The sequence below is a fragment of the Tibeticola sediminis genome, assembly GCF_003843835.1.
Classification (GTDB): Bacteria; Pseudomonadota; Gammaproteobacteria; order Burkholderiales; family Burkholderiaceae_C; genus Tibeticola; species Tibeticola sediminis.
The window spans coordinates 253901-266494 of the sequence record NZ_RKQL01000001.1 but is presented as its reverse complement, the minus strand read 5'-3'; the positions used below and the strand labels follow the sequence as shown (position 1 = coordinate 266494).

Genomic DNA, 12594 nt, shown 5'->3' with positions numbered 1-12594 from the left:
TTTGTCGGTCGCGATGGTGGCGGGTGAGCCCTCGGGAGATCTGCTGGCTGGCTTGTTGCTCGATGGCTTGCAGCGGCACTGGCCGGGGCTCAAAGCCGTCGGGATTGGTGGGCCGCAGATGGATCGACGCGGCTTTGAGGCCTGGTGGAGCGCCGACCGGCTCGCGGTGCGCGGCTATGCCGAGGTGCTTCGCCATTACCGGGCCATCGTTTCGATCCGCGCGCAGCTCCAGCGCCGGCTGCTGTCCGAGCCACCGGATGTCTTCGTCGGGGTTGACGCGCCGGATTTCAACCTGCCGCTCGAGCGCGCGCTCAAGGCGGGCGGGGTGACGACGGTGCATTTCGTGTGTCCTTCGGTCTGGGCCTGGCGCGCGGAGCGCATCCACACGCTCGCGCAGAGCGCAGACCTGGTGCTGTGCGTCTTCCCCTTTGAAATCCCGCTGCTGGAGCGGCACGGCATCCGTGCCCGCTATGTGGGGCATCCATTGGCTCAGGTGATTCCGCTCGAACCCGACCGCGTGGCTGCGCGCCGACGCTTACAACTTCCAGTCGACGGGCCCGTGGTTGCGGTCTTGCCCGGCAGCCGGGGCGCGGAAGTCGAACACCTGGCGCCGAGGTTCTTTCGAACAGCGGCATTGCTGGCGCAGGCGCGGCCGGCCATGCGCTTCGTCGTGCCGTCCGTGCCGGCGTGGCGGGCGCGGGTGGGCGAGTTGGCGCGCCGATACGCTCCGGGCTTACACCTGGAGATACTCGAAGGGCACTCGCACGACGCGCTGGAGGCGTGTGACGTGGCCTTGATCGCCAGTGGGACGGCGACCTTGGAAGCGGCGCTCTACAAGCGCCCGATGGTCATCGCCTACCACATGAACGAACTGTCCTGGCAGATCACCCGCCGCAAGATGCTGCAGCCGTGGGTGGGTTTGCCCAACATCCTCTGCGGGTCGTTTGTGGTTCCGGAGTTTTTGCAGCGCCAGGCTCAACCCGCGCGCTTGGCGGCGGCGGTGCTCGAGTGGTTCGAGGCTCCCTCGCGCGTGGCCGCCCTCGAGCAGCGCTTCACCGAACTCCACCATGAACTTCGCCGCGACACGCCGGAGCAAGCTGCCCATGCGATCGAAGAGCTTCTTGGGCGCTAGGCAGGCCAGCCTGGATTGGGGCACCTTGGGGCTGATCGCGGGGGTGGACGAGGCCGGCCGCGGCCCGCTGGCCGGCCCGGTGGTGGCCGCTGCGGTGATCCTCGACCCCGAGCGCCCGATCGACGGCCTGGCCGACTCGAAGAAGCTCGCACCCAAGCGTCGCGAGGCCTTGGCCGAGCGGATTCGGGCCGATGCGCTTTGCTGGGCGCTGGGGGAGGCCAGCGTCGAGGAGATCGATCGGCTCAACATCCTGCAGGCCACGCTGCTGGCGATGCAGCGGGCGGTGGCGGCCCTGCGGTTGCGCCCGGCTCGGGTACTCGTGGACGGCAACCGTTTGCCGGTGCTCGACGTCTTGGCAGAGGCCGTGGTGGGGGGGGATGCGAGCGTCGCCGAGATTTCGGCCGCCTCGATCCTCGCGAAGGTGCATCGCGACCGATGGTGCCTGGAGATCGACCGGCTGCATCCGCAATACGGCTTTGCCGCCCACAAAGGTTACGGCACGGCGGCTCATCTCGCCGCGCTGCGGACGCATGGGCCGTGTGAATGGCACCGGCGCAGCTTCGCGCCTGTGGCGCAGTGGAGGGGCGATGAACGCTGAGTCTTCCTCGGGCCGGCCAGGGCCGCGCGTGCAGTTCATCGCCTCGCGGGACAATCCGCGCTACAAGGCTTTGAAGCGGCTCGCGCAGGTCAACACCGAGTACCGAAAACAGGGGCAGGTTTGGATCGAAGGCGACCATCTATGCCGGGCTGCGCTGGCTCGAGGCTTGCGGCCGGCGCTGGCCGTGTTTTCTGAATCATTTTGGGCTGATGCCCGCGATAAATCCGACTTTCTTGCTCTTGAAAATATAGTAATTCCGGCGGCAATGATGGCGGGAATCAGCAGCCTCTCGTCACCGGCACCGATGGGTTTCGTGCTCGACTTGCCCGCCCAGGCACCGTTCAACGCCGGGGCGGCGACAGTGGTGCTCGACCGCGTGCAGGATGCCGGCAACGTCGGTTCGATCTTGCGCAGCGCCGCGGCCTTCGGTTTCCATCAGGTTCTGGCTTTGCGGGGTACTGCGGCGCTGTGGTCGCCCAAGGTTGTGCGGGCCGGCATGGGGGCCCACTTCGGTTTGCGGCTGATCGAAGACCTCGACGTGGACGTGCTCGATGGCTTCGAGATTCCGCGCGTGGTCACCCATGTGCATGAGGGGGTTCTGTTGCACGAGCGGACGCCGCCGACCCCCTGCGCGCTGGTTCTGGGGCATGAAGGACAGGGGGTCAGCGCGGCGGTTTTGGCGCGCGCCGATCGTCGTGTGCGCATCGCCCAGCCAGGGGGCGAGGAGTCGCTGAACGTGGCGGCAGCTGCCGCGATCTGCCTGCACGCCATCGCCGTCGGGCCGCGCTGAAGGAAACGCTGCATCTTTCTTCAGCGCTTCCTGAACGGGTCGCTGTCATGCGCTCCCCACGCACGCGCGTCTGCTGCCCGGTCCGATCGACCCCCAGGGCCGCGGCTATAATGAGAGGCTTTTTGGCCCCCGCCCGTACGCCCAAATCCCTCTGAAGCTCCCTCCCACAAAAGCAGCCAGGCGCAACTCTGTTTGCGACGCGCATTTGGGCGTACCCGCAACCATCCGGAGAACCCAGTGCTTTTGTCTCTACAGGGAAATTTCCCGCCCGCGCTCCTCGCGCTTGCAGACGGCACGGTCTTTGTTGGTCACTCGATTGGTGCTCCCGGCGTTACCGTTGGTGAGGTCGTCTTCAATACGGCGCTCACCGGCTACCAGGAAATCCTCACCGATCCGAGCTATTGCCAGCAGATCGTCACGCTCACCTATCCCCACATCGGCAACACCGGCGTCAACGATGAAGACGTCGAGTCGGACCAGGTCCAGGCCGCAGGACTGATCATCAAGGACTTGCCGCTGCTCGCCAGCAACTTCCGCGCGCAGCGCAGCCTGGGGCAGTATCTGCGCGACGAAGGCACGGTGGCGATCGCCGGGATCGACACGCGCAAGCTCACCCGGCTGCTGCGCACCCATGGCGCACAGAACGGCGTCATCGTCGCCCTCGAGGCCGGGCAATCCTTCACGCCGTCACAGATCGACGAAGCCGTCGCCACCGCACGCCGCGCCCCGAGCATGGCGGGGCAGGATCTGGCGCGCGTGGTCAGCACGACGAAGGCTTATCGCTGGACGCAGACCGAGTGGGCTTTGGGCAAGGGCTATGGTGAACTCGCCGAGCCCCGTTTCCACGTGGTGGCCTACGACTTTGGCATCAAGAAGAACATACTGCGTATGCTCGCTCAGCGCGGTTGCGCCGTGACGGTGGTGCCCGCACAGACGCCTGCTGCCGAGGTTCAGGCGATGCGGCCCGATGGGGTGTTTTTCTCCAACGGCCCCGGGGATCCCGAGCCCTGCACTTATGCCATCGAGGCGGCACGCCACTTTCTCGATGGGGGCCTGCCCACCTTCGGCATCTGCCTGGGGCATCAGATCATGGCGCTCGCAGCGGGTGCGCGCACCTTCAAGATGAAGTTCGGCCACCACGGTGCGAACCACCCGGTGAAGGATCTCGACACCGGGCGGGTGTCCATCACCAGTCAGAACCACGGCTTTGCGGTCGATGCCGATTCGCTGCCCGCGAACCTGCGGACCACGCATGTGAGCCTGTTCGACGGCACCTTGCAAGGCCTGGCCTGGAACGACCGGCCGGCGTTTTGCTTCCAGGGTCACCCCGAGGCCTCGCCGGGCCCGCATGACGTGGCCTATCTGTTCGACCGTTTCACCGCGCTCATGCAAGCCCAGGAGAACGCGCATGCCTAAGCGCACCGACATCCAGAGCATCCTCATCATCGGCGCCGGCCCCATCGTGATCGGGCAGGCCTGCGAGTTCGACTATTCCGGCGTGCAGGCCTGCAAGGCGCTGCGCGAAGAGGGCTACAAGGTCATCCTGATCAACAGCAACCCGGCGACGATCATGACCGACCCGGCCACGGCCGACGTCACCTACATCGAGCCCATCACCTGGCAGACGGTGGCGCGCATCATCGAGCGCGAGCGGCCCGACGCCATCCTGCCGACGATGGGCGGACAAACGGCGCTCAACTGCGCGCTCGACCTCTGGCGCAACGGCGTGCTGGATCAGTTCGGCGTCGAACTCATCGGCGCCAAGCCCGAAGCCATTGATAAGGCCGAAGACCGGCAGAAGTTCAAGGCTGCGATGACCGCCATCGGCCTGGGCTCGGCGCGCTCTGGGATCGCGCACAGCATGGAAGAAGCCTGGGCGGTGCAGAAAGCGGTGGGCTTCCCGACCGTGATCCGCCCGAGCTTCACGCTGGGCGGCACCGGCGGCGGGATTGCCTACAACCCGGAGGAGTTCGAGGCCATCTGCAAGCGCGGCCTCGAAGCCTCGCCGACCCGCGAGCTGCTGATCGAGGAGTCGCTCGTTGGTTGGAAAGAGTTCGAGATGGAGGTCGTGCGCGATCGCGCCGACAACTGCATCATCGTCTGCTCGATCGAAAACCTCGACCCCATGGGCGTGCACACGGGCGACTCGATCACCGTCGCCCCCGCGCAGACGCTGACCGACAAGGAGTATCAGATCATGCGCGACGCCTCCTTGGCGGTTCTGCGCGAGATCGGCGTTGATACCGGGGGCTCGAATGTGCAGTTCGCCGTCAACCCCAAGGACGGCCGCATGATCGTGATCGAGATGAACCCGCGCGTCTCGCGCTCCTCAGCCTTGGCGTCCAAGGCAACCGGGTTTCCGATCGCCAAGGTGGCGGCCAAACTGGCCGTGGGCTACACACTCGACGAACTGCGCAACGAGATCACCGGCGGCGCGACGCCGGCGAGTTTCGAGCCGACGATCGACTACGTGGTGACGAAGATTCCGCGTTTCGCGTTCGAGAAGTTCCCGGCTGCCGACAGCCGGCTCACGACGCAAATGAAGTCGGTGGGCGAAGTCATGGCCATGGGCCGGACCTTTCAGGAGTCGTTCCAGAAGGCGCTGCGCGGGCTGGAAGTCGGCGTCGATGGCATGAACGAGAAGACGCAGGACCGCGAGATCCTCGAGCGCGAGCTCGGCGAGCCCGGCCCCGAGCGCATCTGGTATGTCGGCGACGCCTTTGCGGCGGGCTGGTCGCTCGAGGAGGTGCACCAGCTCACCAAGATCGACCCCTGGTTCCTCGCGCAGATCGAGCAGATCGTGAAGATCGAACTCGACCTCGACGCGCTGGCCGCCGAACGCGGCGAGCAGGCCTTGGCCGCGCTCGATGCGCCCACGCTGCGCGCGCTCAAGCAAAAGGGGTTCTCCGACCGGCGGCTCGCCAAGCTGCTCAAAACCACCGAGAAAGCGGTGCGCGACACCCGCCGACGCCTGGGCGTGCGGCCGGTCTACAAGCGCGTGGACACCTGCGCGGCCGAGTTCGCGACCCACACCGCCTACATGTACTCGACCTATGAAGACGAGTGCGAGGCCGAGCCGACGAACAAAAAGAAGATCATGGTGCTCGGCGGCGGCCCCAACCGCATCGGCCAGGGCATCGAGTTCGACTACTGCTGCGTCCATGCGGCCTTGGCGATGCGCGAGGACGGGTACGAGACCATCATGGTCAACTGCAACCCCGAGACGGTCTCCACCGACTACGACACCTCGGACCGCCTGTATTTCGAGCCGCTGACGCTCGAGGATGTGCTCGAGATCGTCGACAAGGAAAAGCCTACCGGCGTGATCGTGCAATACGGCGGCCAGACGCCGCTCAAGCTCGCCTTGGGCCTCGAAGCCGAGGGGGTGCCCATCATCGGCACCACGCCCGACATGATCGACGCCGCCGAGGACCGCGAGCGCTTCCAGAAGCTGCTCCACGACCTGGGCTTGCGCCAGCCACCCAACGCGACGGCGCGCACCGAGGCCGAGGCGCTGGAGAAGGCGGCCGCGCTGGGCTATCCGCTGGTGGTGCGGCCGAGCTATGTGCTGGGCGGTCGCGCGATGGAGATCGTGCACGAGCAGCGGGATCTGGAGCGCTACATGCGCGAGGCAGTCAAAGTCAGCAACGACTCGCCGGTGCTGCTCGACCGCTTCCTCAATGACGCCATCGAGTGCGACGTGGACGCGGTGCGCGACGCCTCGGGCCGCGTGTTCATCGGTGGGGTGATGGAGCACATCGAGCAGGCCGGCGTGCACTCGGGCGACTCGGCGTGTTCACTGCCGCCGTACTATCTCTCGAAGGCGACGGTCGACGAGCTCAAGCGCCAGACCGCGGCCATGGCCGCGGGCTTGAACGTGGTGGGCTTGATGAATGTGCAGTTCGCCATCCAGGAAGCGGACGGCCAGGACGTGATCTATGTGCTCGAGGTCAACCCCCGCGCCTCGCGCACCGTGCCCTTCGTGTCCAAGGCCACCGGCGTGCAGCTGGCCAAGGTGGCGGCACGCTGCATGGCCGGCCAGACGCTGGATGCGCAGGGCATTGGTGCGGAGGTCACGCCGCCATACTTCAGCGTCAAAGAGGCGGTGTTCCCGTTCGTGAAGTTCCCGGGCGTCGACACCATCCTTGGGCCGGAAATGAAGTCCACCGGGGAGGTCATGGGCGTGGGCCGGACCTTCGGCGAGGCCTTCGTGAAGAGCCAACTCGGCGCCGGTACGCGGCTGCCGCGACCATTCAAGCCCGATGGCACACCCGCCGGTAAGGTGTTTCTGACGGTCAAGAACGGCGACAAGCCGCGCGCGGTGGAGGTCGCTCGTGCCCTGCATGAAATGGGCTTCGAGCTGGTGGCGACTCGGGGCACCGCCGCAGCGATTGCCGCGGCTGGTGTTCCGGTCGCGGTCGTGAACAAAGTGACCGAGGGGCGGCCGCACATCGTCGACATGATCAAGAACGACGAGATCGTGCTGGTGATACACACCGTCGAGGAACGGCGCAATGCCATCGCTGACTCCCGCGCCATCCGCACGTCGGCATTGGCTGCGCGCGTGACGACCTTCACGACCATCGCCGGTGCGGAGGCTGCCGTCGAAGGGATGAAGCACCTCGACAGCTTGACGGTGATTTCCGTTCAGGACATGCTCGCCGCCCTGGGCCGTTGATCCGCTGCAGGTTCACGGCATAATTCCCCGCAGTCAACCGCCGGACGTTCACGCCCGGCGGTTGCTTTTTGGGATCTCGAGAAGCGCAGCGCTCCTCGGGCTACACCCCGACAAGTAAAGACTTCCGACCGATTCATCCGACTTTTATGGCAACGATACCCATCACCAAGCGTGGTGCCGAACTGCTCAAACAAGAGCTGCACCGTCTCAAGACCGTCGACCGGCCAGCCGTCATTGCCGCCATCGCCGAAGCGCGGGCGCAGGGCGACCTCAGCGAAAACGCCGAGTACGAAGCAGCCAAGGACCGTCAAGGCTTCATCGAGGGCCGGATCCAGGAGATCGAATCTAAGCTGTCGGCCGCCCAGGTGATCGATCCGGCCGCGGTCGACGCTGGTGGGCGCGTCGTGTTTGGCGCGACCGTCGAGCTCGAGGATGAAGACAGCGGCGAAACGGTCGTCTACCAGATCGTCGGTGAGGACGAGGCCGACCTCAAACTGAATCTGATCAACATCTCAAGCCCCATCGCTCGGGCGCTGATCGGCAAGGAAGAGGGCGACGTGGCCGAGGTTCAGGCGCCGGGCGGGGTGCGGCGCTACGAAATCGTCGCGGTCCACTATCGGTGAGGGTGCGATGAGCGCCCGACGGACATCCGCTATCCGGCTCGTGGGCTTGCTCGCCGCGGCACTGTGGTGGGGCAGCCTCAGTGCGACCGCTTTCTGGGTTGTCCCGGGCCTGTTCCGCCATCTCCCGACGCCTGCCCTGGCCGGGAACATGGCGGGGCAGCTGTTTTCCGCTCAGAACGCGGTCGCAGCGGCGTGTGGGCTGGCTCTGCTCGGCGTTTTTTGGTCTTTTGAGCGCGATGCCCGCATAAAATCGACTTGGGTTGCTCTTTTTTTAGTAGTGATCGGCCTCAGCTTTGCAGCCATCTCTGAATGGGTCGTGGCGCCCCACATCCTGGCGCGCGACAACCTGCCGCTGTGGCACGGGCTGGGCTCGCTCCTCTACCTGGGACAATGGCTGTGCGCTTTGGGCACGCTCGTCGCCCTCGGGCGGCCGGGCTGGCAGTCGCCAAACGCCTGAAGCGGCGCCGCAACAGAGCGCAACCCGAGGTCGGGCGTGCTTCGGTGCTCAGCCTCTCAGTCGGGCTGACGCTTTTTGACCGATTGCTTCCGGGGCTTCGCACGTTTGACCTTGCCGCCGGGCGTGAGGCGTTCGTTGCCGAGCACGCGCACGATTTTCACTTCGGGCCGCTGGCCGCCGCGCTTGCTGTTTTGGATGACTTTGTATTCCCGCGGTCCTGGCTTGCGGTCTTCGTCGATCGGGCGCTCTTTTTCAGGAATGGGCCGCCACAAGACGAAGAGCTTGCCGATGTGCTGGATGGGCGCAGCGTCGAGCTGCTCGGCCAGCGACTGAAAGAGCGCCTCACGCGCCACGCGGTCGTCACTGAACACGCGGATTTTGATCAGTCCGTGCGCCTTGAGCGCGGCATCGGCTTCTTTGAGGACGGATTCTGTCAAGCCGTCGGCACCGATCATGACGACGGGGTCGAGGTGGTGGGCTTCGGCGCGAAAGACCTTGCGCTCGGCCGGAGTCAATGTAATTTTGGGCATCGTTCTATTATCCGCGGCAAATGAAAGTCAAGACCAAGAGCGGCAAAGTCAACAAGGCTTGGCTCAACGACCATGTCAACGACCCTTGGGTCAAGCGGGCTCAGAAGGAAGGTTATCGCGCGCGCGCCGCCTTCAAGCTCGAGGAAATCGATCAGACCTTCGGTTTGGTACGTCCCGGCGCGTTCGTGGTCGACCTGGGCAGCGCGCCGGGCGCCTGGAGCCAATACCTGCGCCGCCGCATGGGCACTCGACCCGACCCTCAAGGCACCAGCAGCCTCAATGGGACGATCATTGCGCTCGATTTGCTGCCGATGGAGCCCATCGAAGGCGTGCATTTCATTCAGGGCGATTTTCGCGAGGCCGAGGTGCTGGCGCGCCTCGAGGCCGTCGTGGGCATGGCGAAGGCGGACCTGGTGGTCTCGGACATGGCGCCGAACCTGTCTGGAATCGCCTCGGCGGATGCGGCGCGGGTGAGTGACCTGATCGAGCTCGCGGTCGACTTTGCGCGCGAGCACCTCAAGCCCGAGGGGAGCCTCGTGGCCAAGGTGTTTCATGGCGGCGCATACGACGCGCTCGTGCATTTGTTCCGCCAGACCTTTCGAACGGTCAAGGTGCACAAGCCCAAAGCTTCCCGGGACCGCTCGGCAGAGACCTTCTTGATCGGGATGGGGCTGCGCGACTGAGGCCAATCCCGCGTGCGGGATATGGAAAGCGCAACGGCCTTGGGCCGTTGGGCAACTTGAAAGACCTAAAATGACCGCAACGTAGCGTGCTGCGTTGTCGTTTTTACTGGAGTTGCGCTTGAACAATCAATGGTTTTCCAAATTGGCCGTCTGGCTGGTCATTGGCATGGTGCTGTTCACCGTGTTCAAACAGTTCGACGGGCGAAGCACGGCCTCGGCCGGCTACATGGGGTACTCGGACTTCCTCGAGGAGGTGCGCTCCAACCGAATCAAGTCGGCGACGATCCAGGAAGGCAGCAGCGGCACGGAAATCGTTGCCACGACGACCGACGATCGACGCGTCCGAACCACCGCGACCTACCTGGACCGTGGACTGATCGGTGACCTGATCAACAACGGCGTCAAATTCGACGTCAAGCCCCGCGAGGAAGGCTCGCTCCTCATGACCTTGCTGGTCAGCTGGGGCCCGATGCTGTTGCTGATCGGCGTCTGGGTGTACTTCATGCGCCAGATGCAGGGCGGGGGCAAGGGCGGCGCCTTCAGCTTCGGCAAGAGCAAAGCGCGCATGCTCGACGAGAACAACAACACCGTCACTTTCAGCGACGTGGCGGGGTGCGACGAGGCCAAGGAAGAGGTCAAGGAGGTCGTCGACTTCCTGAAAGACCCGCAGAAGTTCCAAAAACTCGGTGGCCGCATTCCGCGCGGGCTGCTGCTCGTCGGCCCTCCGGGGACCGGCAAGACGCTGCTCGCCAAGGCCATCGCAGGCGAGGCCAAGGTGCCGTTCTTCAGCATTTCGGGCTCGGATTTCGTCGAAATGTTCGTCGGCGTGGGCGCTGCCCGCGTGCGCGACATGTTCGAGAACGCCAAGAAGAATGCGCCCTGCATCATCTTCATCGATGAAATCGATGCGGTGGGTCGTCAGCGTGGCGCGGGCCTCGGTGGCGGAAACGACGAGCGTGAGCAGACACTCAACCAAATGCTCGTCGAGATGGACGGGTTCGAAACCAACCTCGGCGTGATCGTCATCGCGGCCACCAACCGGCCGGACATTCTCGACGCGGCGCTGCTGCGCCCGGGGCGCTTTGACCGGCAGGTTTACGTGACCTTGCCCGACATCCGCGGCCGCGAGCAAATCCTCAGCGTCCATATGCGCAAAATCCCGATCGGTCAGGACGTCAATCCGGCGATCATCGCGCGCGGTACGCCCGGCATGAGCGGAGCCGATTTGGCCAACCTCTGCAACGAGGCCGCTTTGATGGCCGCGCGGCGCAACGCCCGTGTCGTCGAGATGCAGGACTTCGAGAAGGCCAAGGACAAGATCCTGATGGGCCCCGAGCGCAAGAGCATGGTCATGCCCGAGGAGGAACGCCGCAACACCGCCTATCACGAGGCTGGCCATGCGTTGATCGGCAAGCTTCTGCCCAAGTGCGACCCGGTGCACAAGGTCACCATCATTCCCCGGGGCCGCGCGCTGGGCGTGACCATGAGCCTGCCGGCGCAGGACCGCTACAGCTACGACAAGGAGTACATGCTCAATCAAATCAGCATGCTCTTTGGCGGTCGTATCGCGGAAGAGGTGTTCATGCACCAAATGACCACCGGCGCCAGCAATGACTTCGAACGCGCGACCCAGATCGCGCGTGACATGGTGATGCGCTACGGCATGACGGACGCGCTGGGGCCGATGGTCTATGCCGAGAACGAGGGCGAGGTGTTCCTGGGCCGCTCGGTGACCAAGACCACCAACATGAGCGAGTCCACCATGCAGAAGGTGGACATCGAGGTCCGAAAAATCATCGATGAGCAATACGCGCTGGCGCGCCGGCTGATCGAGGAGAACGCGGACAAGATGCACGCCATGGCGAAGGCTTTGCTCGAATGGGAAACCATCGACGCCGAGCAGATCGATGACATCATGGCCGGCCGTGAGCCCCGTCCGCCCAAGGACTGGACGCCGCGCACCCCGCCCGCCGCCGGCGGGCCCGGCAGCGGGCCAGCCGTGACTGCCGAGCCGGCGGCCTCGGGGGCTTGAGCCACAGCGCCCTCGACCTGCGCGACCTTTCGAGAGAGCCGCCCTTGCGCGGCTCTTTCTTTTTGGCCAACCGCCGTCAGCGGTCCAGGGATTGCTCCAGGGCCGACCAGGCGAGGTCCACGTCCAGCGCCTGCGTGCCCGAGAGGTGAACGATGGGCGGAGCCCCCTCAGGCGGACGCAGCCCCGTCAGCGCCGGGACGGTGACGGGAAAGAGTGCAACGCCGCCGCGACCGAGCGCCGCTGCGATGTGCATGAGGCCCGTATCCATCCCGATCACGGCATCGGCACGCGCGATGATCGCCGCCAGCGGGTCCAGCCCCAGCCGTGGCAATACGCGCACGCCGCTGGCCTCCTGCGCCACGCGTTGCGCGCGCTGGTGCTCCCGCTCATTACCCCAGGGCAGCAGCAGAGAGCGCCCGGTCTGCGCCAGTCGCCGGGCGATTTCGATCCACGCATCGACCGGCCATTCCTTCTCCGGGCGACTGGTTCCATGCAGCCCCAGAACGTAGCCGGCGCTGAGTTCCAGCTCGGGCGGTGGTTCGAACCGCGTGGCCTGCAGACCATATTCGAGCCCCAGGCCGTCGAGCGTGTAGCCGAGCGCAGCGGCCAGCAAGAGACGATTGCGTTCGATGGCGTGGAGATCTTTCGCGACCTGGACCCGGTGCGACCAAGCGAAGGCGGCGAGCGGCTCGCGCGCGCTCGCCCAGTCGTAGCCCCATCTCGGCCCGCGGGCCTGCCGGGTGATGAGGGCGGACTTGAGAAGTCCCTGCGCGTCGACCACTGCGTCGTATGCAGTGGCCCGCAAGCCCGAGCGAAACACGCGCCATTCCTGCCGCGTCTCCGCGCTCGACCATGCGCGTCGCCAGCGGCGGATCGCAACCCGGTGGACCCGCGCTACCTTGGGGTGCCAGGCGGGAACGGCGGCGAAGCTTTCCTCGACGACCCAGTCCGCTTGGAGGCCGGGGTAACGCCGTGCCGCGTCGGTCAATGCAGGCAGCATATGAACCACGTCGCCCAGCGACGAGGTCTTTACGATCAAGAGGCGCAGCGGCCGGTCCAAGGTCGTCATCG

Annotated in this window: 11 protein-coding genes; 9 read left to right on the top strand and 2 right to left on the bottom strand. The window is 65.5% G+C overall.

The features are described 5' to 3' along the window. Nucleotides 1-13 precede the first annotated feature (13 nt). From lpxB to EDC62_RS01280, 7 genes are all read left to right on the top strand, one after another. Nucleotides 14-1132, top strand: a complete 1119-nt coding sequence (gene lpxB / locus EDC62_RS01310) for a lipid-A-disaccharide synthase (RefSeq protein WP_124221054.1) — start codon at nt 14-16, stop codon at nt 1130-1132. Beyond that, nucleotides 1104-1730: a ribonuclease HII gene (rnhB, locus tag EDC62_RS01305; protein ID WP_124219600.1), complete on the top strand. Its 627-nt coding sequence runs from the start codon at nt 1104-1106 to the stop codon at nt 1728-1730. Before lpxB ends, rnhB begins: the two co-directional genes overlap by 29 nt. Next, a complete protein-coding gene (locus EDC62_RS01300; protein ID WP_124219598.1) occupies nt 1720-2520 on the top strand; it encodes a TrmH family RNA methyltransferase in 801 nt (266 codons plus the stop codon). The genes rnhB and EDC62_RS01300 overlap by 11 nt, the downstream gene beginning before the upstream one ends. A 237-nt stretch (nt 2521-2757) precedes the next feature. Continuing rightward, on the top strand, nt 2758-3936 hold the full coding sequence (gene carA, locus EDC62_RS01295) for a glutamine-hydrolyzing carbamoyl-phosphate synthase small subunit (RefSeq protein ID WP_124219595.1): 1179 nt from the start codon (nt 2758-2760) through the stop codon (nt 3934-3936). Next, entirely contained in the window at nt 3929-7198 is a 3270-nt protein-coding gene (gene carB, locus EDC62_RS01290; RefSeq protein WP_124219593.1) for a carbamoyl-phosphate synthase large subunit, read from the top strand. Before carA ends, carB begins: the two co-directional genes overlap by 8 nt. 146 nt (nt 7199-7344) lie before the next feature. Further along, complete coding sequence (gene greA, locus EDC62_RS01285) at nt 7345-7821, top strand: transcription elongation factor GreA (RefSeq protein WP_124219591.1); 477 nt, start codon at nt 7345-7347, stop codon at nt 7819-7821. Nucleotides 7822-7828: 7 nt separating this feature from the next. Continuing rightward, the gene (locus EDC62_RS01280; RefSeq protein ID WP_124219589.1) at nt 7829-8278 is read left to right on the top strand and encodes a DUF4149 domain-containing protein; all 450 of its coding nucleotides are present in this window, start codon (nt 7829-7831) and stop codon (nt 8276-8278) included. 56 nt (nt 8279-8334) lie between these two features. Here the strand turns inward: EDC62_RS01280 and EDC62_RS01275 are convergent, their stop codons facing one another. After that, entirely contained in the window at nt 8335-8808 is a 474-nt protein-coding gene (locus tag EDC62_RS01275; protein WP_124219586.1) for a YhbY family RNA-binding protein, read from the bottom strand. Nucleotides 8809-8828: 20 nt separating this feature from the next. Here EDC62_RS01275 and EDC62_RS01270 point away from each other — a divergent pair, with 20 nt between their 5' ends. Next, the gene (locus EDC62_RS01270; RefSeq protein WP_124219584.1) at nt 8829-9491 is read left to right on the top strand and encodes an RlmE family RNA methyltransferase; all 663 of its coding nucleotides are present in this window, start codon (nt 8829-8831) and stop codon (nt 9489-9491) included. A 118-nt stretch (nt 9492-9609) separates the two neighbouring features. Then, the gene (gene ftsH / locus EDC62_RS01265; RefSeq protein ID WP_124219582.1) at nt 9610-11523 is read left to right on the top strand and encodes an ATP-dependent zinc metalloprotease FtsH; all 1914 of its coding nucleotides are present in this window, start codon (nt 9610-9612) and stop codon (nt 11521-11523) included. A gap of 76 nt (nt 11524-11599) precedes the next feature. Here the strand turns inward: ftsH and waaC are convergent, their stop codons facing one another. After that, a complete protein-coding gene (gene waaC, locus EDC62_RS01260) occupies nt 11600-12592 on the bottom strand; it encodes a lipopolysaccharide heptosyltransferase I (protein WP_124219579.1) in 993 nt (330 codons plus the stop codon). Nucleotides 12593-12594 lie beyond the last annotated feature (2 nt).

Bases quoted from the DNA above. Each gene is read 5' to 3' on its own strand.
- lpxB (WP_124221054.1), top strand. From the start codon at position 14: ATGGTGGCGGGTGAGCCCTCGGGAGATCTGCTGGCTGGCTTGTTGCTC.
- rnhB (WP_124219600.1), top strand. From the start codon at position 1,104: ATGCGATCGAAGAGCTTCTTGGGCGCTAGGCAGGCCAGCCTGGATTGG.
- EDC62_RS01300 (WP_124219598.1), top strand. From the start codon at position 1,720: ATGAACGCTGAGTCTTCCTCGGGCCGGCCAGGGCCGCGCGTGCAGTTC.
- carB (WP_124219593.1), top strand. From the start codon at position 3,929: ATGCCTAAGCGCACCGACATCCAGAGCATCCTCATCATCGGCGCCGGC.
- greA (WP_124219591.1), top strand. From the start codon at position 7,345: ATGGCAACGATACCCATCACCAAGCGTGGTGCCGAACTGCTCAAACAA.
- EDC62_RS01280 (WP_124219589.1), top strand. From the start codon at position 7,829: ATGAGCGCCCGACGGACATCCGCTATCCGGCTCGTGGGCTTGCTCGCC.
- EDC62_RS01275 (WP_124219586.1), bottom strand. From the start codon at position 8,808: ATGCCCAAAATTACATTGACTCCGGCCGAGCGCAAGGTCTTTCGCGCC.
- EDC62_RS01270 (WP_124219584.1), top strand. From the start codon at position 8,829: ATGAAAGTCAAGACCAAGAGCGGCAAAGTCAACAAGGCTTGGCTCAAC.
- waaC (WP_124219579.1), bottom strand. From the start codon at position 12,592: ATGACGACCTTGGACCGGCCGCTGCGCCTCTTGATCGTAAAGACCTCG.